The 20,831-nt window shown below is 72.6% G+C and carries 17 protein-coding genes; 10 read left to right on the top strand and 7 right to left on the bottom strand.

What is annotated here, in order from left to right; translation table 11 throughout:
* Positions 1-62 precede the first annotated feature (62 nt).
* The gene (locus tag CTE05_RS14850; RefSeq protein WP_146847090.1) at positions 63-818 is read right to left on the bottom strand and encodes an SDR family NAD(P)-dependent oxidoreductase; all 756 of its coding nucleotides are present in this window, start codon (positions 816-818) and stop codon (positions 63-65) included.
* A gap of 125 nt (positions 819-943) precedes the next feature.
* Here CTE05_RS14850 and CTE05_RS14845 point away from each other — a divergent pair, with 125 nt between their 5' ends.
* The 4 genes from CTE05_RS14845 to CTE05_RS14830 all read left to right on the top strand — a co-directional run bounded on the left by CTE05_RS14845 (position 944) and on the right by CTE05_RS14830 (position 5,912).
* On the top strand, positions 944-1,735 hold the full coding sequence (locus CTE05_RS14845) for an exodeoxyribonuclease III (RefSeq protein ID WP_146847089.1): 792 nt from the start codon (positions 944-946) through the stop codon (positions 1,733-1,735).
* Positions 1,736-1,787: 52 nt separating this feature from the next.
* Positions 1,788-2,930 carry a DUF4190 domain-containing protein gene (locus tag CTE05_RS20755; RefSeq protein WP_146847088.1) on the top strand — a complete coding sequence of 381 codons (1,143 nt, stop codon included), beginning with the start codon at positions 1,788-1,790 and terminating at the stop codon, positions 2,928-2,930.
* A gap of 101 nt (positions 2,931-3,031) precedes the next feature.
* A complete protein-coding gene (locus CTE05_RS14835) occupies positions 3,032-3,604 on the top strand; it encodes a DUF4190 domain-containing protein (RefSeq protein WP_371863377.1) in 573 nt (190 codons plus the stop codon).
* Positions 3,605-3,671: 67 nt separating this feature from the next.
* Positions 3,672-5,912: an aryl-beta-d-glycosidase gene (locus CTE05_RS14830; RefSeq protein ID WP_146847086.1), complete on the top strand. Its 2,241-nt coding sequence runs from the start codon at positions 3,672-3,674 to the stop codon at positions 5,910-5,912.
* Between the two features lie 79 nt (positions 5,913-5,991).
* Here CTE05_RS14830 and CTE05_RS14825 read toward each other — a convergent pair whose 3' ends face one another.
* Complete coding sequence (locus tag CTE05_RS14825; protein ID WP_146847085.1) at positions 5,992-6,612, bottom strand: TetR/AcrR family transcriptional regulator; 621 nt, start codon at positions 6,610-6,612, stop codon at positions 5,992-5,994.
* 29 nt (positions 6,613-6,641) lie between these two features.
* Complete coding sequence (gene clpB / locus CTE05_RS14820; protein ID WP_146847084.1) at positions 6,642-9,230, bottom strand: ATP-dependent chaperone ClpB; 2,589 nt, start codon at positions 9,228-9,230, stop codon at positions 6,642-6,644.
* 102 nt (positions 9,231-9,332) lie between these two features.
* Between clpB and CTE05_RS14815 the strand changes: the two genes are divergently transcribed.
* Positions 9,333-10,286: an alpha/beta hydrolase gene (locus tag CTE05_RS14815; RefSeq protein WP_146847083.1), complete on the top strand. Its 954-nt coding sequence runs from the start codon at positions 9,333-9,335 to the stop codon at positions 10,284-10,286.
* Positions 10,283-11,167: a YhjD/YihY/BrkB family envelope integrity protein gene (locus CTE05_RS14810; RefSeq protein ID WP_146847082.1), complete on the top strand. Its 885-nt coding sequence runs from the start codon at positions 10,283-10,285 to the stop codon at positions 11,165-11,167. The genes CTE05_RS14815 and CTE05_RS14810 overlap by 4 nt, the downstream gene beginning before the upstream one ends.
* On the opposite strand, the gene CTE05_RS14805 is transcribed toward CTE05_RS14810, so the two are convergent.
* Complete coding sequence (locus CTE05_RS14805) at positions 11,157-12,503, bottom strand: ion channel protein (protein ID WP_146847081.1); 1,347 nt, start codon at positions 12,501-12,503, stop codon at positions 11,157-11,159. The two genes, CTE05_RS14810 and CTE05_RS14805, sit on opposite strands and share 11 nt — an antisense overlap.
* A gap of 49 nt (positions 12,504-12,552) precedes the next feature.
* On the bottom strand, positions 12,553-13,515 hold the full coding sequence (locus CTE05_RS14800) for a cation diffusion facilitator family transporter (protein WP_146847080.1): 963 nt from the start codon (positions 13,513-13,515) through the stop codon (positions 12,553-12,555).
* 100 nt (positions 13,516-13,615) lie between these two features.
* Here CTE05_RS14800 and CTE05_RS14795 point away from each other — a divergent pair, with 100 nt between their 5' ends.
* The 4 genes from CTE05_RS14795 to CTE05_RS14780 all read left to right on the top strand — a co-directional run bounded on the left by CTE05_RS14795 (position 13,616) and on the right by CTE05_RS14780 (position 17,779).
* Entirely contained in the window at positions 13,616-14,398 is a 783-nt protein-coding gene (locus CTE05_RS14795) for a VOC family protein (protein ID WP_146847079.1), read from the top strand.
* A 52-nt stretch (positions 14,399-14,450) separates the two neighbouring features.
* Positions 14,451-15,191 carry a tRNA (guanosine(46)-N7)-methyltransferase TrmB gene (gene trmB / locus CTE05_RS14790; RefSeq protein ID WP_146847078.1) on the top strand — a complete coding sequence of 247 codons (741 nt, stop codon included), beginning with the start codon at positions 14,451-14,453 and terminating at the stop codon, positions 15,189-15,191.
* Positions 15,192-15,207: 16 nt separating this feature from the next.
* Entirely contained in the window at positions 15,208-16,017 is an 810-nt protein-coding gene (locus CTE05_RS14785; protein WP_146847077.1) for a LysR substrate-binding domain-containing protein, read from the top strand.
* 232 nt (positions 16,018-16,249) lie between these two features.
* The gene (locus CTE05_RS14780; RefSeq protein ID WP_146847076.1) at positions 16,250-17,779 is read left to right on the top strand and encodes an APC family permease; all 1,530 of its coding nucleotides are present in this window, start codon (positions 16,250-16,252) and stop codon (positions 17,777-17,779) included.
* Here CTE05_RS14780 and CTE05_RS14775 read toward each other — a convergent pair whose 3' ends face one another.
* Positions 17,780-18,196, bottom strand: a complete 417-nt coding sequence (locus CTE05_RS14775) for a DUF5997 family protein (protein ID WP_246123645.1) — start codon at positions 18,194-18,196, stop codon at positions 17,780-17,782.
* A gap of 86 nt (positions 18,197-18,282) precedes the next feature.
* Positions 18,283-20,757: a glycogen/starch/alpha-glucan phosphorylase gene (locus CTE05_RS14770; RefSeq protein WP_146847075.1), complete on the bottom strand. Its 2,475-nt coding sequence runs from the start codon at positions 20,755-20,757 to the stop codon at positions 18,283-18,285.
* Positions 20,758-20,831 lie beyond the last annotated feature (74 nt).

The following is a 20,831-nucleotide window of genomic DNA, read 5'->3' as shown; positions in this document are numbered from 1 at the left end:
GAGGACGTCCGCACTCGTGCGGGTTCCGGACCGACGGAGTGCGGACGTTGCGGGGCGTCGCGTCAGGTGAAGTACGCGCCGCCGTTGACGTCCAGGACCGTGCCCGTGACGAACGACGCGCCCGCCGAGGCCAGGAAGAGGACCGCCTCGGCGACGTCGTCCGGGACGCCCGCCCGGTTCAGCGACGCCGCGGCGACCGCGGCCCGCTGCGCGGGCTCCGGGGTGTACGTCGCGTGCAGCGGGGTGCCGCCGACGAACCCGGGCGCCACCACGTTCACGGTGATCCGCCGCGGCCCCAGCTCCCGTGCCAGCGCTCGGGTGAACCCCTCCAGCGCCGCCTTCGCGGTGGTGTACGCGACCATCCCCGTGCCGCCGCCGCTGCGCGCCGCCTGGGCGCCGATCGTGATGATGCGGCCCCCGTCGGGCATGACCGCGAGCGCGGCCCGGCTCGTGTAGAACGCCGAGGACAGGTTCAGGTCGAGCACACCGTGCCAGTGGGCGTCGTCCATCGCCGCGACAGGGCGGCGGTCGACCGGCCCGCCCACGTTGTTGACCAGGATGTCGATCCCGCCGCCGAGCGCCGCAGCGGCCTCGCCGACGGCCTTGTCGACGTCCCAGCTGCGGCGGAGGTCGACCTGGAACGACGCCGCGAGCTGGCCGGTCTCCTTGATGTCCGCGACCACGGACGTGGCGTCGTGCGACAGGTGCGTGACTGCGACGTCGGCCCCGGCCCGCGCCAGGGCGAGCGCGGTGGCACGACCGATCCCGGAGGCGCCGCCGGTGACGAGCGCGCGCCGACCGGTGAGCGCGTGCTCCACCTCGGTGCCCTCCTGTTGGACTGTTGTCCTGCACCGTACGGGAGCGGTTCGTCCCGCTCAACACCTGATTGTCCGGATCGTCCGGTCGGCTCAACCGTCGGTGGCGCCGGGTAGCGTCCTGCCCCATGCGCCTGGCCACCTGGAACATCAACTCGATCCGTGCACGGACGGACCGCGCCCTCGCCTTCCTGGAGCGGACGGGCGTCGACGTCCTCGCGCTGCAGGAGACCAAGTGCAAGGACGACCAGTTCCCGCGCGAGGGTTTCGAGGCGCTCGGCTACGAGGTCGCGACGACCGGGTTCAGCCAGTGGAACGGCGTCGCGATCGTCTCGAAGGTCGGTATCGAGGACGTCGAGGTCGGGTTCCCCGGCATGCCCACCTGGGGGGACCCTGCGGCAGCCGAGGCCCGGGCGCTCGGGGCGACGTGCGGCGGCGTGCGGGTGTGGAGCCTGTACGTGCCCAACGGTCGGGAGCTCGAGGACCCCCACTACGCGTACAAGCTCGACTGGCTGGGGCGGCTGCGCGACGCGGCCCAGGGCTGGCTGGCCGACGACGCCGACGCGCAGGTGGCCCTCGTCGGCGACTGGAACATCGCGCCGCTGGACACCGACGTGTGGGACATGGCCTGGTTCGCGGGCCGCACGCACGTGAGCCCCGCGGAGCGCGAGGCGTTCACGGCCATCGCCGACGCCGGGTACACCGAGGTCTCCCGCGTCCACCTGCCCGCCGAGCACACCTACACCTACTGGGACTACCAGCAGCTCCGGTTCCCCCGGAACGAGGGCATGCGCATCGACCTCACGTACGCGACGCCCGCCCTGGCAGCCCGGGTGACCGGTGCGACGATCGAGCGCAACGAGCGCAAGGGCAAGGCGCCGTCGGACCACGTGCCGGTGGTGCTCGAGATCGCCGGGTGATGTCGGTGGAAAGCGTCGTCGCCGCGACGGCGCGGTGGGCTAGCGTGCGCGCATGAGCAACGAGCCCGGGGGGCCGGCTCCGGTTCCCGACCCCTACGCCGTCCCCGACCCGGCCCCGACCGTCCCGCTCGCTCCCGACGCGCCCCAGGCCGTGGCGCCGAGCGGGTACGAGGCGGTCCGGACGCCGGTCGGCGAGACCGCTCCGACGCAGCCGCTGCCGTCGACCTCCCCCTTCGCGGCTCCGACCCCCTACGGCCAGCCGCAGGACGGTGCCGCACCGCAGTACACGACTCCCCAGCCCCAGTACGGCGCTCCCCAGTACGGCGCACCGCAGCCCCCGTACGGCGCACCGCAGCCCCCGTACGGCGCCGCCCAGTACGGCGCGCCCGGGTACGGGCAGACGCCGCCGCCGTACGGCGCGCAGCCGTACGGGTACGGGCAGGCCTACGTCACGCCGCCCACCGAGGGCATGGCGATCGCGTCCTTCGTCACCAGCACGGCCGGCCTGCTGTTCCTGGGCGGGCTTCCGGGCCCCGTCGGGCTCGGGCTGGGCATCGCGGCGCTGCGGCGCATCAAGGTCAACGGCAAGGCAGGCCGCGGGTGGGCCATCGCCGGCATCGCCATCGGCGCGTTCGGGATCCTGTCCATGCTCGCGATCGCCGCGTACATCATCTTCGTCGTGGCGCTGTTCGCCACCGCGGGCAGCTCGTCGGGGTTCTGGGACGACGTCGAGCAGGGGTTCGAGGAGGGGTTCGAGGAGGGGTCGGACGGTGCGACCGGCGGGGACGCGAGCTCCGGGCTGCCCGACTTCGCGCTCCGTACCGACCTCACCGCCGGCACGTGCCTGACCACGTACGCGTGGGAGTACGACATGGCGGACACCGACCCCGTCGACTGCGCCGTCCCGCACGAGGCCGAGGTCGTCGCCCTCGTCCCGATGTCGGCCGCGGTGAGCCTCGACCCCGACGACGAGTTCGACACGGCGTTCAACGACGCCTGGGACACCTGTGACTCCATCACCGAGTCGCTCGTCCCCGGGTACTTCGCCGACGGCAACGTCGAGCTCTACTACCCGCACCCCGACGACTTCGCCGGTGGTGTCACGTCCGCCTACTGCGTCTACTACGGCGACGACGCGGGCATGACCGGGTCCGCCCTGGCCGGCACGCTCCAGCTCGCCGGCGCTGGGGCGTAGCCCTGAGCGACTCCAGCGACCCCTACGGCTACCCGCAGCCGCACTACGCGCCCGGGTGGGCGGAGCCGCGCGCCACGGTCGAGCCGACCGCGGTCTGGTCGCTGGTCACCGGGGTCCTCGGGCTCGGTCCGGTGGCGCTGGTGCTGGCGGCCGTGGCGTTCCGGCGGATCTCGTCGCGGCACACCCGCGGGCGCGGTCTCGCGATCGCCGGTGCCGTCCTCGGTGTCGTCGGGACGGTCGCGCTGGTCGTCGGGGTGACGGTCGCCGTGCTCACCGTGATGGCTTCGCGCCCGCTGCCGCCGGACGTGCCCGCCGCGCGGGACGCTCGCGCGCAGCAGCTGGTCACGGGCAACTGCGTGCTCACGGTGCCGGACGACGGTCCCGTGAGCACCGTGCGGGTGGTCCCCTGCGCCGAGCCGCACGAGGCTCAGGTGGTCACCGAGTTCACGTTCGCCGCGGACGCGGTGTGGCCGGGCCAGCAGTCCGCCGACGCCCGGGTGGCTCGCGCGTGCGTGCTCGACGCCGACGAGGTCGCCGCCGGGGTGCGCACGGTGACGTGGTCGCCGACCGAGCGCTCGTGGGCGGACGGCGACCGGGTGGGCCTGTGCCTGGCCGTGCTCGACGGCGGCGGGGTCACGGGCTCCTTCCTCGACGGGACCGCACAGATCCCCTAACACTTACCACGTGGTAGGGAATCGGCTAGGGTGAGGGCGACGCACCCCACCGAGGAGGTACCCGGCAATGTCGCAGGTCTTCGACGTCGACCATGTCCTGGCACGGCTCACCCTGGAGGAGAAGGCGTCCCTGACGTCGGGCTCCGACTTCTGGCACACCCAGGCCGTCGAGCGTGCAGGAGTCCCCGCGGTGATGGTCGCGGACGGCCCGCACGGCCTGCGCAAGCCCGCGGACGACGGCGACCAGCTCGACCTCGGCGACTCGGTGCCCGCGACGTGCTTCCCCACCGCGGCGGCGCTGGGCTCGTCGTGGGACGTCGACCTGCTCACCCGCGTCGGCGAGGCGCTCGGCCGCGAGACGCGCGCGAACGACGTCTCCGTCCTGCTGGGCCCGGGCGTCAACATCAAGCGCACTCCCCTGTGCGGACGCAACTTCGAGTACGTCTCGGAGGACCCGGTGGTCGCAGGCGCGCTGGCTGCCGCGATCGTGCGCGGCATCCAGAGCCAGGGCGTCGGCACCTCGCTCAAGCACTACGCGGCGAACAACCAGGAGACGGACCGCATGCGCGTGTCCGCCGAGGTCGACGAGCGGACCCTGCGCGAGATCTACCTGCCCGCGTTCGAGCGCGTCGTGACCACCGCCCAGCCCTGGACCGTCATGTGCTCGTACAACAAGGTCAACGGCACGTACGCGTCCGAGCACCACGAGCTGCTCACCGCGATCCTGCGCGACGAGTGGGCGTTCGAGGGCCTCGTCGTGTCCGACTGGGGTGCCGTGCACGACCGCGTCCCCGCGCTCGCCGCAGGGCTCGACCTGCAGATGCCGTCGGCGGGGACGCGTCCCGACGACCAGGTCGTGGCCGCCGTCCGGGACGGGTCGCTGGACGAGGCGGTGCTCGACGTGGCCGCGCGGCGCGTGCTCCGGCTCGTCGCGCAGAGCCTGCCCGCCCTCGCCACGCAGGACACGTACGACGTCGACGCCCATCACGCGCTGGCCCGCGACGCCGCCGCCGCCGGATCGGTGCTGCTGAAGAACGAGGGCGGGCTGCTCCCGCTCGCCTCGACCGAGGGCGTCGCCGTCATCGGCGAGTTCGCACGCACGCCGCGCTACCAGGGCGCCGGGTCCTCGCAGGTCAGGCCGACGCGGCTCGACGCCCCGCTCGACGCGCTGCGCGCAGCCGGTGCCGACGTGCCGTTCGCGGCCGGGTTCACCGTCGCGGGCGGGCCGGCGGGTTCCGACGACGAGCTGCTCGCCGAGGCGGTGTCGGTCGCGCGCGAGGCCGGGACCGTCGTGGTGTTCCTCGGGCTGCCCGGTCCCGACGAGTCCGAGGGCTACGACCGGCCTCGCCTCGGCCTGCCAGAGAACCAGGTCGCCCTCCTGCGTGCGGTCGCCACGGTCAACCCCCGGGTCGTCGTCGTGCTCGCCAACGGCTCGGCGGTCAGCGTGTCCGGGTGGCACGACCTGGCCCCCGCGATCCTCGAGACGTGGCTCAGCGGGCAGGCGGGCGGCTCGGCCGTCGCGGACCTGCTGCTGGGCGTCCGCGTCCCCTCCGGCAAGCTCACCGAGACCCTCCCGCACCGCATCGAGGACACCCCGGCGTTCGGGAACTTCCCGGGCGAGGGCGGCGTCGTCCGGTACGGCGAGGGCGTCCTGGTGGGCTACCGCTGGTACGACACGCGCGCGATGGACGTGGCCTACCCGTTCGGCCACGGGCTGTCGTACACGACCTTCGCGTACGACTCGATCACCGCGTCCGCTGCCGGGACGGACGTCACCGTGCGCGCGACGATCACCAACACCGGCCCCGTCGCGGGCGCCGAGGTGGTCCAGGTCTACGTGCGCGACCCCGAGGCGTCCGTCCAGCGCCCCACCCGCGAGCTCAAGGCGTTCACCAAGGTGCTCCTGGAGCCCGGCGAGTCCCGGGAGGTGTCGTTCGACCTGGTCGCGCGCGACCTGTCGTACTGGCACCCCGGCCTGCACCGCTGGGTGGTCGAGGGCGGGGAGTTCGTCGTCGAGGTCGGCGCGTCGTCGCGTGACCTGCGCGGGTCGGTGTCGCTCACGGTCGAGGGCGAGCCGCTCTGGGGCGAGCTCACGCCGATGTCGACGGTCGCGGAGTGGTTCGCCCACCCCGTCGGAGGGCCGCTCCTGCGGGCTGCCCTGGTGCCGCCCGCCGACACCCCGCCGCTGGACGACACGATGCAGGCGATGATCCTGCAGATGCCGGCGAAGGTCATCGCCGACTTCGGCCTGTCCGGCTTCGACCGCGACGTCCTGGACACCCTGGTCACCAAGGCCGCAGCGGGCTGACCGGGCGCACCCCCGCGAGCGCGGCAGTCTGCGACGAGGACGGCAGCTCCGACTGCCGCGCTCGTCGTGGCGACGCGCGTCAGTCCGTGAGCAGCGTGGCGACGTGGGCGCGCAGCGTCGTCGCCATGTCCGGGCGCGGCTCCGGGGCGTCCGCCGACAGGAGCCACTGGATCTGCATCCCGTCCATGACCGCGACGGTCAGGCGTGCCGCGGTCAGGGGGTCGACGCCGGGGCGGAGCTCGCCCGCGACCCGACGGCGCTCGAACTCGGCGCGGCCGGCGTCGACCACCCGCCGGTACCGCGCCTGGAAGTACGCGTGCGCAGGGTGGTCCGGCGACGTCGCCTCCGCGGACAGCGTCGCGAACAGCTCGACGATCCCGGGGCGCGACGCGTTGCGCTCGATGACCCGCACCATCGCGTCGACGTAGTCGTACCCGGCGGCGAGGTCGGCCTCGAACGCGGCGTCGTCGACCTCGTCGCGACGCTCGAGCACCGCCGCCAGCAGGACCGCCTTGCTGGAGAAGTGGTGCAGCAGGCCCGGGTGGGAGATGCCGACGCGGGCCGCCACCTCGCGCAGCGACGCCGTGCGGTACCCCACCTCACCGAAGACCTGCATGGCGGCGTCGAGGATCTCCTCGCGGGTGGCACGACCCTTGGCGTAGCCCCCCGACCTCGCGCTGGTGGGGGCCTCGGTCGTCATGGACCCAGGATGCCAGTCCTGCCCGGTGGTCAGCCGCGCACCACCAGGCCGTCCTCGCCCCGGTCCACCACCACGGTGTCCCCGTCGTGGACCTGTCCCGCGAGGATCTGCCGGGCGAGCCGGTCGCCGATCTCGCGCTGCACGAGCCGCCGCAGCGGCCGCGCGCCGTACGCGGGGTCGTACCCTTCCAGCGCAAGCCACTCGCGCGCAGCGGGCGTGACCTCGAGCGTGAGCCGGCGGTCCTTGAGGCGCTTGGCCAGGGCCGCGACCTGCAGCTCGACGATGTGCCCGAGCTCGTCGAGCGACAGCGGGTCGAACAGGACCACGTCGTCGAGCCGGTTGAGGAACTCCGGCTTGAACGACGAGCGCACCGCGGACATGACCGCCTCGCGCTTCTCGTCGGCGGACAGCGTCGGGTCCACGAGGTACTGCGAGCCGAGGTTCGACGTGAGCACGAGGATGACGTTCCGGAAGTCGACGGTGCGGCCCTGGCCGTCGGTCAGGCGACCGTCGTCGAGCACCTGAAGCAGCACGTCGAACACCTCGGGGTGCGCCTTCTCGATCTCGTCGAAGAGGACGACGGAGTAGGGCCGCCGACGCACGGCCTCGGTCAGCTGACCACCCTCCTCGTACCCCACGTACCCGGGGGGCGCGCCGACGAGCCGGGCGACCGAGTGCTTCTCGGCGTACTCCGACATGTCGATGCGGACCATGGCGCGCTCGTCGTCGAAGAGGAAGTCGGCGAGCGCCTTGGCCAGCTCGGTCTTGCCGACGCCGGTGGGTCCGAGGAACAGGAACGAGCCCGTGGGCCGGTCCGGGTCGGACACGCCCGCACGCGAGCGGCGGACGGCGTCGGACACGGACGCGACCGCGGGGCGCTGCCCGATGAGCCGCTCGCCGAGGACCTCCTCCATGCGCAGCAGCTTGGCGGTCTCGCCCTCGAGCAGCCGCCCGGCGGGGATGCCGGTCCACTGTGCGACGACGTCGGCGACCTCGTCGGGACCGACCTTCTCCGCGATCATCGGTGGGGCGTCGGGCGCGGCGTCGATGGCCTCCTCGTCGGCCTCGGCGGCGGCGATCTGCTCCTGGAGCGCGGGCAGCTCGCCGTACTGGATGCGCGCGGCGCCGGCGAGGTCGCCCTCGCGCAGCAGCCGCTCGGCGTCGGAGCGCAGCGCGTCGAGGCGGGCCTTCAGGTCGCCGACGAGGTTGTGGCCCGCCTTCTCCTTCTCCCACCGCGCGGTCAGCGCCGCGAGGTCTTCCTTGCGGTCGGCCAGGTCCTTGCGGAGCCGCTGCAGCCGGTCCGTGGAGGCGGGGTCGTCGGACTCGGAGAGCACGACCTCCTCCATCTCGAGCCGGGTCACGGCGCGCTGCAGCTCGTCGATCTCGATGGGCGACGAGTCGAGCTCCATGCGCAGGCGGGACGCGGCCTCGTCGACGAGGTCGATGGCCTTGTCGGGCAGCTGGCGGCCCGTGATGTACCGGTCGGAGAGGGTCGCGGCGGCGACCAGCGCGGAGTCGGCGATGGTCACCTTGTGGTGCGCCTCGTACCGCTCCTTGAGACCGCGCAGGATCGCGACGGTGTCCTCGACGGACGGCTCGCCGACGAACACCTGCTGGAACCGGCGCTCCAGGGCGGGGTCCTTCTCGATGCGCTCGCGGTACTCGTCGAGCGTCGTCGCGCCGACCAGGCGCAGCTCGCCGCGGGCCAGCATGGGCTTGAGCATGTTGCCCGCGTCCATGGCGCCCTCGCCGCCGGCACCCGCGCCGACGACCGTGTGCAGCTCGTCGATGAACGTGACGACCTCGCCGTTGGAGCCGGTGATCTCCTGGAGCACGGCCTTGAGCCGCTCCTCGAACTCGCCGCGGTACTTGGCTCCGGCCACCATCGCGGCCAGGTCGAGCGCGACCAGCTTCTTGCCGCGCAGCGACTCCGGGACGTCCCCGGCGACGATGCGCTGCGCGAGCCCCTCGACGACGGCGGTCTTGCCCACGCCGGGCTCGCCGATGAGGACGGGGTTGTTCTTGGTGCGCCGGGACAGCACCTGGACGACGCGGCGGATCTCGGAGTCGCGGCCGATGACCGGGTCGAGCTTGCCGTCGCGGGCGCGCTGCGTCAGGTCGACGCCGTACTTCTCGAGCGCCTTGTAGGTGCCCTCGGGGTTCGGGGTGGTGACGCGTGCGGACCCGCGGACGGCGGGCAGCGCGGCCGCGAGCGCGTCGCGGGACGCACCCTGGGCGCGCAGCGCGTCGGCGATGCCGGACTGGCCGGTGGCGAGCCCGAGCAGCAGGTGCTCGGTGGACACGTAGTCGTCGCCGAGCGAGCGGGCCTCCGACGAGGCCGCTTCGAGCGCGGTCGACGTGGCCCGCGACGCGGACGGCTGCGCGACGGTGGAGCCGCTGCTGGACGGCAGGCTCACGAGCATGCCCCGGACGGACCGGCCGAGCGCGGTGCGGTCGGCACCCACGGCGTCGAGCAACCCGTTGGCCACCCCGCCCTCCTGCTGGAGCAGGGCGTTGAGCAGGTGTGCGGGCTCGAGCTGCGGGTTGCCTGCGGCGGACGCCTGCTGGATGGCGTCGCCGAGGGCCTCCTGGGACCGGGTGGTGAACTTGGCGTCCACATGACCTCCTGAGTGAATCGACTGCTTGTCGCAACGACGGCCGAAGTTGAGTCTATTCCGCTCAACTCTACGGAGCAGCCGTTCGCGTGCGACCATCACGCCATGACCGACGACGGCGACGCGCTCCCTGATGTGCTCGGACCCGGCTGGACCGCCCGCACCCTCCCCCTGCGCCCCGACGGCAGGACGCCTGACCCGGTTGCCACTCTGGTCCATCGTGAGGGCACCGACAGCAGACGAGCCCTCCTCTACGTGCACGGATTCGTCGACTACTTCTTCCACACGCAGTTCGCCGACGCCCTCGCCGCCCACGGGTACGACGTCTACGCGCTCGACCTGCGCGACTACGGCCGGTCCATCCGCGACGGCCGCCCGCCGAACCACGTCACGAACCTGGGTGCGTTCGCGGAGGAGATCGACGCGGCGATCCGGCTGATCCGGGCCGACCACGACCAGGTCGTCCTGCTGGGCCACTCGATGGGCGGCCTGGTCACCTCCCTGTGGGCCGACGCGCGCCGCGGCGAGGGCCTCATCGACGCGCTCGTGCTCAACAGCCCGTGGCTGGACCTGCGCGGCTCCTGGTTCAAGCGCACGGTGGTCACGCGCGCGCTCGACCTCGTCGGGAAGGTCGCCCCCGACCTCGTCGTCGACGGGATCGCTCCGTACTACGGGCGCGCCCTGCACGAGGGGACTGGCGGCGAGTGGTCGTACGACCTGGCGTGGAAGCCGCTCGACGGGTTCCCGGCGCGCGCCGGGTTCGGCCGGACCGTGCGCCGCGGCCACGCCCGTGTCGCCCGCGGCCTGGACATCGACGTCCCCGTGCTGCTCCTGGCGTCCGACGCGTCCGGCCCGGACGACGTCTGGCACGACGCCCTGCTGACCACTGACTCGGTGCTCGACGTCGCGGACATGAAGCGGCTCGCGCCGAACCTCGGGCCCGACGTCACGTTCGTCGAGGTCCCCGGCGGCGCGCACGACCTGGCCCTGTCCCCCGCGCCCGCCCGCGACACCTACGTCGCGGAGGTCCTCGCGTTCCTGGACGCCCGCCTGCCGTGACCACCACCCTCGAGCGTGCGCGGCGGCGCGCCCTGCGGATCGCGGCGCGCTACCGCCGCACCCCGCTGGGCCGGCTGGTGCAGCGCACGATCGACGGGTTCGTCGCCATCGAGCCGTTCGACCGCGCGATGACGCTGGCGGCGCAGGCCTTCGTCTCCGTCGTGCCGGTGATGATCGTGATCGCGGCGTTCCGGCCGACCGAACCGGGCTTCGGCAGGTTCATGGCCGACGCGATGGGACTGTCCGACGCCACCCGTGACGCGGTCGCCGACAGCGTCACGACGGACGTCACGGTGGGCAGCAGCGTCGGCGTGCTCGGCCTGCTCGTGGCCGTGCTCAGCGCCACCGCCTACTCCCGAGCCCTCGAGCGCATGTACGCGAAGGTGTGGCACGTCCCGCGGCCGGGGCTGCGGTCGGCGTGGCGGTGGGTGGCGACCGTGCTCGCGGTCGTGCTCGCGGTCGCGCTGCTGGGCCTGATGCGCGAGGCGACGGAGGGGGTCCCGCTGCCGCAGGTCTGGGACTTCGTCCTGCGCCTGATCGTCTGGACCGTCGTCTGGACATACGTGCCGTGGGCGCTGCTGCGCGCGACGATCCCGCTGCGCGCCCTCGCCTTCACCGGTGCCGTGACCGCGGTGCTCATGTGCGTCCTGAACGTGGTCGGCATCGTGTACCTGCCGATCGTCCTGGAGTCCGGGGCGCGGCAGTACGGGGTGCTCGGACTGGTGTTCGCCTACATCGGCTGGCTGTTCGCGTTCAGCTTCGCGCTGGTGCTGGCCACCGTGGTGGGCCGCGCGTGCGCCGAGGACGAGAGCGCGCTCGGCCGCCTGGTCCGCGGCCGCCGGAACGACAGCGCCACCGCGCCCCGCGTGGTCACGGGCTGACGCGAGGAGCGTCCGGCGCGGGACCCGAGGGCTCCGCGGGTGCTGCGGGCTCCGCGGGGGCGGTGGGCTCCGCGGGTGCCACGAGCGCCGGCCGGTTGGTCACGACGAGCCACGCCGTGAGCGTCGCCAGCACGATCGGGACCAGCAGCGTCACCTGCGGCACCACCGCGACGGCCATGAAGATGCTCAGCCAGCCGTTGCGGGTGGCGGCGACGACGATGCCGACCACCGCGGCCGAGACGGCGAGGGCCAGCGGGATCCCGTCGAAGGCCTGGTGGATGGCGAACCCGAGCGCGACCCCGACGAACAGCGCCGGGAAGATGCGGCCGCCGCGGAACCCGGACGTGGCCGCGACGAGCATCGCGAGCAGCTTGATGCCGGCCATCGCGAGGAAGCCGAGAGCGGTGGTCGTCGCGGCCAGCCCGGGCAGCTCCTGCATCTGCGTGAGGCCCTTGAACAGCGTGACCTCGCCGCCGAGCGCGCCGAGCAGGCCCAGGATCAGGCCGCCCGTGGTGAGCATGAGAACCGGGTGGCCGATGCGTCGGAAGAGCCGGTGCATGGGCACGAACAGGTACACGGCGACCAGCCCGAGCACTGCCGAGCCGAGCGCGATCAGCACCGCGAGGCCGAGGTCGTCCAGGCCGCCGTACGTGTACGCGGGGACGTCCACGGCGAGGTCGAGGTCCTCCAGCTGCATCATCGTCAGTGACCCCGCGGTGGCCGCTACGAGCGGCGGGAACAGCCGGTCCCACAGCGGGATGCGCCGGTCGCCCGGGTCCAGCTCCGAGAACAGCAGGCCCGCCGCGACGGGCGTGCCGAACATCGCCCCGATGGTCCCCGCGACCGCCATCATCAGCCAGATCGGCGCCTTCACCTTCGGCAGGAACCGCATCCCGATGCCGACCGCGAGCCCCACGTTGATGCCGATGATCGGGTTCTCCGGGCCCAGGCTCACCCCGCCCGCGAGCATCAGGACCAGCGCCACCGCCAGTCCGGGCAGCACCCGCAGCGGCAGCGGCTCCGCGACGAGCTCGAGGGTTGCCGGGTCCGGGCCCGCGTGGCCCGGCGCGTACCGGACGACGAGCCCGATGAGCAGGCCCGTCGCCGTCAGCACTCCGATGATCCACAGCGCGGAGTCCGACGAGACCCCGAGCGCCGCGCTGAGGTCGTCCCAGATCCAGTGCTCCAGCAGACCCGCGAGACGGCTGAGCCCGAGCAGCGTCAGCGCGGACCCGATCCCGACCAGCACGGCCGGCACCGCCAGCCGGAGCAGGTTCAGCACGGGGACCCGGAACGGCTCCTCCGACGTCACGACCGGCGAGGGCTCCTGCGTCATCTGCGTACTCCTTCGAGGTGACGGTGGTCGGTGTCGGGCGGCACGCGCGTCACAGCGCCGGGTCCTGGGGCTCGGAGAGCGAGAGCGTCGCCCCGACGACGGCGGGCGTGCGGGCCAGCTTCCGCTCCAGCGACGCCAGCACGTGCGACGCGGCGTCCTCGGCCGGGTTCCCGGTCAGGTCCACCGCCCCCGTCAGGTACACCTGCCGCGCACCCACGAACTCCAGCCGCAGCTCGGTGACCCGCTCGACCTCCGGCAGGGCCAGCAGCGCGCGGACGGCCGCGGCGTTCGCCCGAGGGTCGGCCACCTGGCCGACGAGGAACCGGCGGTTGCGGTCGATGAGGACGACCGCGACGACCGCGAGAAGCACGCCGACCAGGATCGACCCGACCGCGTCGGGCACCGGGGACCTGGTCGCCTGGTGCAGCCCGATGCCCAGCGCCGCGACGAGGATGCCGAGCAGCGCGGCCGCGTCCTCGAAGAACACCGCGCGCACGGTCGGGTCGGAGGTCTCCAGGACGTGGTCCAGGAGGTCCCGCTCCTGCGTCGCGGCGGCCCGCTTCGCCTGCCGTGAGGCCTGCAGGAACGAGATCCCCTCCAGGACGAACGCCACCGCGAGGACGACGTACGCGACGACGAAGTCGCCGGCCGGCTCCGGGTGGACCAGCTCCGAGATGCCGTGCGTGATCGACACCCCCGCACCCACCGCGAACAGCCCGATCGCCGCGAACAGCGACCACACGTAGACCTCCCGGCCGAAGCCGAAGGGGTGCTCCTCGTCGGCGGGCTTGGCCGCCCTGCGCTGGGCGATGATCAGGAAGACCTCGTTCCCGGTGTCCGCCCAGGAGTGCGCGGCCTCCGCGAGCATCGACGCCGACCCGGTGATCACGGCCGCCGCGGACTTCGCGACCGCGACGAGCAGGTTCGCGCCGAACGCGACGACCACCGTCAGGGTGCTCTCCGACGCCGACGACCCCGCGGCGACCTCCGTCGGTGCGTCCGCGTCCGCCATGTCACGTGAGTAGCACACCCCCTTGCCCGGTGTCTCCCGGTCGACGCGCACCTGTGCCCGTCAGCGCGCGACCGGCACAGGCCTGGTGTTGGCTGGTCGCATGACCACCCGACGCGAGGCCTGGCCGCCCGGCACCCCGGCCTGGGCCGACATCACCGTTCCCGACCTGGCGGTCGCCCGCGCGTTCTACGGTCCCCTGCTCGGCTGGCAGTTCGAGGTCGGCGGACCCGAGACCGGCTACTACACGCAGGCCTACGTCGGTGACCGGCGCGTCGTGGGCATCGGCGAGCCGATGAGCGACGACCCCGCCCCGCCGCCCGCCTGGTGCGTGTACCTCGCCAGCGACGACCTCGTGGCGACCGTCGCGGCGGTCGCCGAGGCCGGCGGCAAGGAGGTCGTGCCCGCGATGCCGATCCTGGACTTCGGCAGCATGGCGATCGTCGTCGACACCGCCGGTGCCGTGTTCGGGATCTGGGAGGCGGCGTCGCACACCGGGTGGGACGTGACCGACGAGCCCGGCTCCATGGTGTGGTGCGAGGTCCTGGTGCACGACCAGCCGGCCGCCGTCGCGTTCTACCAGCAGGTGTTCGGGTACGACGTCGAGGACCTCGGCGCCCCCGGCTTCACCTACGCGACCCTGTCCCTCGACGGCCACCCCGCGGCCGGCATCGGTGGCTACGGACCCCAGGCCGGGACCGACGCACCCGCCGCGTGGACGATCTACTTCGCGGTCACCGACACCGACGCCTCGGCCGCACAGGTGTCCGAGCTGGGCGGCACCGTCGTCAGTCCGCCGACGGACAGCACGTTCGGGCGCATGGCGATCGTCTCCGGACCGTTCGGCGAGGTCTTCGCACTCATCTCACCCGTCGGCGCGACCTGACCCGGGCGGTCACGTCCCGGACGCCCGACGGCGGCGCCTAGGCTGGCGGATCGTGAGCCTCCCGTCCGACGCGTTCCGGCACGTGGCCGCGCGCCCCCACGAGCCGCTGCGCACGTTCCACCCGCGCCGCGCGCCCCTGGGCCGCGAGCGGGAGGACGCCCTGCGGTTCCTGTGGCCGCGGCTCGGCTTCTCGGTGCACGACGCGGACTCGCCGATGCCGCGGACGGCCGACGGCTCCCTGGACGTCGTCGCGCTCTTCGGCCGGTCCGCACCGCTCGTCCTGGAGATCGGCTCCGGCATGGGTGAGACGACCGCGACGATGGCCGCTGCGGACCCGTCGCGCGACTACCTCGCCGTCGAGGCGCACCTGCCTGGCGTCGCGAACCTGCTGGGTCTGCTCGACCGCGCCGGCCTGACGAACGTCCGGGTCGCCCACGGCGACGCCCTCGACCTCGTGCGGACCGCCGTGCCCGAGGAGTCCCTCGACGCGATCCACGTGTTCTTCCCCGACCCGTGGCCGAAGGCCCGCCACCACAAGCGCCGGCTCGTGCAGCCGTCCCACGTGGCCCTGCTGCGGTCGCGGCTGCGCGTGGGCGGCACGCTGCACTGCGCGACGGACTGGGTGGACTACGCCGACGCCATGCTCGAGGCCCTCAGCGCGGACCCCTTCCTGGAGAACACCGCCGACGGCTTCGCCCCGCGCCCTGCGCACCGCCCCGTCACCAAGTTCGAGCAGCGCGGACTCGACCTCGGCCACGAGGTGCGCGACGTGGTGTTCCGGCGGTTCCGATGACCACGGGGAGCACCCCATGACCGCTGCCGTGTTCCGTCTCGCGCTCGTGCCCGGCGTCAACCCCGACCGCTGGCTGCGCGTCTGGCAGCAGCGGCTGCCGGACGTCCCGGTCGAGCTCGTGCACACGTCCCCCGGCGACGCCGAGGCGGTCCTGCGGTCCGGTGGGGCGGACGTCGCCCTCGTGCGGCTGCCGGTCGTCGGCGACGACCTGTCGACGATCTCCCTGTACACCGAGGCCACCGTCGTCGTCGTCCCGAAGGACCACGTCGTCAGCGTCGTGGAGGAGGTCGACGCCGCCGACCTCGACGACGAGACGCTCCTCGTGCCCCTCGACGACCAGCTGCACTGGACCGACCCGCCCGGCACCCCGTTCGCGGGCGACCCCATCCCCACGACGGCCGACGCGATCGACCTCGTCGCCGCAGGCATCGGCGTCCTGGTCGTGCCGCAGTCGCTCGGCCGCCTGCACCAGCGCCGTGGCCTCACGGCACGCCTCGTGCGCGACGCCCCCGGGTCCGCCGTCGGCCTCGCCTGGGTCACCGACCGCTACGACGACCTGACCGAGGAGATCATCGGCATCGTCCGTGGCCGGACGGCCACGAGCTCCCGCGGCCGCGGCGCCCCGCCCGCCCCCGAGCCGACTGTCCGTGGCCGCAAGCCGGGCGGGTCCGGCAAGGGTGCGGCGGCCTCCGGCAAGGGCGGGGGCGGGTCGACCACGGGCGCGTCCGGGAAGGGCAAGGGCGCCGGCAAGGGCGGGTCCGCACGGTCGTCGTCGACCCGCTCGTCGAAGAGGCCCAACCCCCGCAAGCCCCGCCCCGGCCGCTGACCGGCAGGCACCACGCAGGCCCCCTCCCCCTCCCGCTGACGAACAAGCCATGAGGGCCGCCGACCGGTGCTGCCACGTCCCTCATGGCTGGGTGCGCGGGCGTGGCGGCCGACAGAGCCGCACGTTCGCGGGAGGGGCGCCAGGTTCAGGGGCGAGGGTCCGCCCGGGGGCAACCTCTCGGGAGTACTGTCCGGTTTCGGGGGCACCGCGACGACGCGAGCCGGGAGGTCCGATGAGCAGTGCCGTGACCGAGGAGTCGCCTGCACCCGCCAAGGGGCTGAGCTCCGGGACCCTCGGGCTCTGGGGCAACACCGTCATCGGCCTCGCGTCGACGGCCCCGGCGTACTCGCTCGCCGCGACTCTCGGCTACGTGGTGCTCGCGGTCGGGGAGAAGTCGCCCGCCATGTTCCTCATCGCGTTCGTCCCGATGCTGCTGACGGCCATCGCGTACCGCGAGCTCAACTCGGTGATGCCGGACTGCGGGACCACGTTCACGTGGGGGTCGAAGGCGCTCGGCCCGTGGGTCGGCTGGATGGGCGGCTGGGGCCTGGCGGTCTCCGGGATCATCGTCCTCGCCAACGTCGCCGAGGTCGCCGCCGTCTACTTCCTGCGCGCGTTCGGGCTCGACTCCGTGGCGGAGAACCGCATCGCCGTCCTGCTGCTCGGCGTCGGGTTCATCGCGGCCATGACGTGGGTGAGCTACCGCGGCATCCTCGTCAGCGAACGGCTGCAGAACATCCTGGTCGTGTTCCAGTTCGTCGTGCTCGGCACCCTCAGCATCCTGGCGCTCTGGAAGGTCTACGCCGGCACCGCGGGCCCGCAGGCGGTGCTGCCGCAGTGGGACTGGTTCAACCCCGCCGGGCTGTCCTCGTCGGCCATCGCGGCCGCCGTCATCCTGTGCCTGTTCATCTACTGGGGCTGGGACGCGTGCCTGGCGGTGAACGAGGAGACCAAGGACCTCGCGCGCACGCCCGGTCGCGCCGCCGTGCTGGCCACCGTCATCCTGCTGGTCACCTACTGCCTGGTCGCCGTGGCCGTGCAGGCCTACGCGGGGTTCGGCACGACGGGGATCGGCCTGAACAACGAGGCCAACATCGACGACGTCGTCACCGTCCTCGGAGGCCCCATGCTCGGACCGGTCATGGCGTTCGTCCTCCTGCTGGTCATCGCGGTGTCCGCCACCGCGTCGACGCAGACCACGATCCTGCCGACCGCCCGCGGCACCCTCGCGATGGCCGTCTACAAGGCCGTGCCCGGACAGTTCGCCCGCGTGCACCCCGTCTTCAAGACGCCGTCGTTCTCCACGATCGTCATGGGCGTCACCGCCGGCGTCTTCTACATCGTGCTCAAGCTGCTCAGCGAGGACGCCCTGTTCGACTCGATCGCGTCGCTCGGCCTCGCCGTGGCGTTCTACTACGCCGTCACCGCGTTCGCGTGCGTCGCGTACTTCTGGCGCTCCATCTTCCGCAGCGCCCGCAACTTCTTCCTGCGCGGACTGTTCCCGGTGCTCGGTGGCCTCGGGATGGTGTGGGCGTTCGGCATCTCCGCCCGGGACATGCTCGACCCCGAGTACGGCTACACCAGCTTCGGCGGCGTCGGCGGCGTCTTCGTCATCGGCGTCGGGATGCTCGCGCTCGGCGTGCCGCTCATGGTCGCGTGCGCCGCGAAGATGTCACTGCGGCCGTTCTTCCGCGGCGAGTCCCTCAACCGCGAGACGCCCGTGCTCGTCCCCGACTTCGAGCCGCCCCGCGGCGGCCTCTGATCAGGACTTCCCCGACGCCGCCCTGCGGTCCGCCTCGGCCTTGCGGTCGGCCTCGCGCGACTCCTGCAGCCGCTCCTCCAGGCGGACCTGGGCGGCGATCTCGCGCTCGCGGACCAGCCAGTTCGGCGGCTCGGCCTGCAGCTGCTCGATCTGCTCGGTGGTCAGCGGGTCCGTGATCCCGCCGCGAGCGAGGCCGCTGATCGAGATGCGCAGGCGCCCGGCGATGACGCTGCGCGGGTGCGGCCCGTCGCGACGCAGGTCCACCAGCCACTGCGGAGGCGTGCGCTGCAGCTCCGACAGCTCGTCACGCGTGATCATCCGGTTCTGGAAGTCCTCCGGGGTCGCCGGCAGGTACACGTCGAGCTTGGCGGCGGCCGTGGACGCCTTCATCTCCTGGGACTTCTTCGCGGGTGTCACCCGTCAAGGGTAGGCCCCACGACGAGACAGCAACGTCCGAGGAAGTGAGTGCTGGAGCGCTCACTTCCTCGGACGTCGTCGGGTCGTTACCGCTCCGGGGGGACGGGGTGGGTGTGCCAGATCCGGTCGATGTAGTCACGCATGCTGCGGTCGGAGGAGAAGAAGCCCGACCGGGCCACGTTGAGCACCGCCGAACGCGTCCACGCCTCGGTGTCCGCGTACGCCTCGTCGACCCGCTCCTGGGCGTCGATGTACGCCTGGTAGTCGGCGAGGACCAGGAACCGGTCCTCGGACAGCAGGTTGGACACGATGGGCTCGAACGTCGCCCGGTCGCCGCCCGAGAACGCCCCGGACGCGATGAGGTCGAGCGCGTGCCGCAGGGAGCGGTTCTCCTCGTAGTAGGACGTCGGGTGGTACCCGCGGTCCACGATCTCCGCGACCTCGGGCTCCAGCAGGCCGAACAGGAAGAAGTTGTCGTCGCCGACGAGCTCGCGGATCTCGACGTTCGCGCCGTCGTCGGTGCCGATGGTCAGGGCCCCGTTGAGCGCGAACTTCATGTTGCCCGTCCCCGACGCCTCCTTGCCGGCGAGCGAGATCTGCTCCGACAGGTCCGCCGCGGGGATGAGCTTCTCGGCGAGCGTCACGTTGTAGTTGGCCGGGAACGCGACCGTGAGCCGGCCCTGCAGCGCGGGGTCGTTGTTGACGACCCGGCCGACCGCGTTGATCAGCCCGATCGTCTGCTTGGCCATCCGGTAGCCCGGAGCCGCCTTGGCGCCGAACGCGAACGTCCGCGGGGTGACGTCCTCGATCTTGACGGCGCCCGACGTCACCTGGTCGTACAGCGTGACGACGTGCAGGAGCTTGAGGGTCTGCCGCTTGTACTCGTGCAGGCGCTTGACCATGACGTCGAGCATCGTGTCGGGGTCGACCGTGATGCCGTCGCGCTCGGCCAGCACGTCGACCAGCCGGAGCTTGTTCGCGCGCTTGACCTGCCGGAACGCTGCCCGGAAGTCGGCGTCGTCGGCCAGCGGCTCGAGCTCCTGGAGCTTGTCGAGGTCGGTGACCCAGCCGTCGCCGATCGCCGAGGTGATCAGCTCCGACAGTCCCGGGTTCGCCAGCCGGACGAACCGTCGCGGGGTGACGCCGTTGGTGACGTTGGTGAACTTGTCCGGGTAGTGGTCGGAGAAGTCGTGCAGGACCTTGTCCTTGAGCAGCTGCGAGTGCAGCGCGGCCACACCGTTGACCTTCGAGCCGGCGACCGTCGCCAGGTAGGCCATGCGGACCGCGCGCTCGGGGTACTCGGCGATGATCGACATGCGGCGCACCCGCAGCTCGTCGTCCGGGTAGGCCTCCCGCAGCTCGGCCATGAAGTCCTCGTTGATCCGGTAGATGATCTCGAGGTGCCGCGGCAGCAGCTTGCCGAGGAGCTCCACCGACCAGACCTCGAGGGCCTCGGGCAGCAGGGTGTGGCAGGTGTACGCGAAGCACTTCTGCGTGATGGCCCAGGCCTCGGACCACTCCCAGCCGCGCTCGTCGACGAGGATCCGCATGAGCTCCGGGATCGCGATGACGGGATGGGTGTCGTTGAGCTGGAACACGATGCGGTCGGGCAGGTTGCGCAGGTCGAAGTCGTGCGGGAGCACCTGGTCGAGGAAGTCGCGCAGCGAGCACGCGACGAAGAAGTACTGCTGCTGCAGGCGCAGCTCCTTGCCCTGCGGCGTGGAGTCCTCCGGGTAGAGCACCTTGGAGATGTTCTCCGCGAACGTCTGCGCCCGGACGGCCTGCGCGTAGTCGCCGGCGTTGAAGATCTCCAGGTCGAACGCACGCGTCGCGCGGGCGCTCCACAGCCGCAGGGTGTTCACGCGGCCGTTCTCGAAGCCCGGGACCATGTAGTTGTACGGGACGCCGAGGACGCTCCAGCCCGGCACCCACCTGCTCCGGGTCGTCCCCGACTCGTCGGTGTACTGCTCGGTGTGCCCGCCGAAGTCGACCGTCACGGCCGACTCCGGGTGCGGGAACTCCCACGGCGACCCGAGCGCCAGCCAGTTGTCGGGCTTCTCCACCTGCCAGCCGTCGACGAACGTCTGCCGGAAGATCCCGTACTCGTAGCGGATGCCGTACCCGATGCAGGGGACGTTCATCGTCGCGAGCGAGTCGATGAAGCACGCGGCGAGCCGGCCGAGGCCGCCGTTGCCCAGACCGGGCTCGACCTCCGCCTCACGCAGCTCCGCCAGGTCGATACCGAGGGAGGCGAGCCCTTCCTCGACGACCTCGTCCAGGTCGGCGGCGAGCAGCGCGTTGTCCAGCTGCCGGCCCAGGAGGAACTCCGCCGACAGGTACGCGACCGACTTCGCCTGCAGCTGGTACTGCCGGCGCAGCGTGGCCAGCCAGCGGACCATCAGGTAGTGGCGCACGGTGCGCGCCATGGCCAGGTACTTGTCGTTCACCGAGGCGCGCGTCAGGTCGGTGCCCTGCCCGAAGTTGAGCTCCCGCAGGAACTCTCTGACGAAACCGTCCACGGTGTGCTCAGGGGTGGCGATGGGAGTCGTGTTGTCCGTCACCCTCGCCACGGTAGCGGGCGACCCGGACCAGAACCTCCCCGTGCGACCACTCGTAACAAACGGACTGGTCACAC

This window comes from Cellulomonas terrae, assembly GCF_007990265.1.
GTDB lineage: Bacteria > Actinomycetota > Actinomycetes > Actinomycetales > Cellulomonadaceae > Cellulomonas > Cellulomonas terrae.
Note: the sequence above shows the minus strand (reverse complement) of the source record. Positions and strands in the feature narration are given on the sequence as shown.

What these genes read in the sequence shown, in the direction of transcription:
- CTE05_RS14845 (WP_146847089.1), top strand. Translation starts at nt 944, where the DNA reads ATGCGCCTGGCCACCTGGAACATCAACTCGATCCGTGCACGGACGGAC.
- CTE05_RS20755 (WP_146847088.1), top strand. Translation starts at nt 1,788, where the DNA reads ATGAGCAACGAGCCCGGGGGGCCGGCTCCGGTTCCCGACCCCTACGCC.
- CTE05_RS14830 (WP_146847086.1), top strand. Translation starts at nt 3,672, where the DNA reads ATGTCGCAGGTCTTCGACGTCGACCATGTCCTGGCACGGCTCACCCTG.
- CTE05_RS14825 (WP_146847085.1), bottom strand. Translation starts at nt 6,612, where the DNA reads ATGACGACCGAGGCCCCCACCAGCGCGAGGTCGGGGGGCTACGCCAAG.
- CTE05_RS14815 (WP_146847083.1), top strand. Translation starts at nt 9,333, where the DNA reads ATGACCGACGACGGCGACGCGCTCCCTGATGTGCTCGGACCCGGCTGG.
- CTE05_RS14805 (WP_146847081.1), bottom strand. Translation starts at nt 12,503, where the DNA reads ATGACGCAGGAGCCCTCGCCGGTCGTGACGTCGGAGGAGCCGTTCCGG.
- CTE05_RS14800 (WP_146847080.1), bottom strand. Translation starts at nt 13,515, where the DNA reads ATGGCGGACGCGGACGCACCGACGGAGGTCGCCGCGGGGTCGTCGGCG.
- CTE05_RS14795 (WP_146847079.1), top strand. Translation starts at nt 13,616, where the DNA reads ATGACCACCCGACGCGAGGCCTGGCCGCCCGGCACCCCGGCCTGGGCC.
- CTE05_RS14785 (WP_146847077.1), top strand. Translation starts at nt 15,208, where the DNA reads ATGACCGCTGCCGTGTTCCGTCTCGCGCTCGTGCCCGGCGTCAACCCC.
- CTE05_RS14780 (WP_146847076.1), top strand. Translation starts at nt 16,250, where the DNA reads ATGAGCAGTGCCGTGACCGAGGAGTCGCCTGCACCCGCCAAGGGGCTG.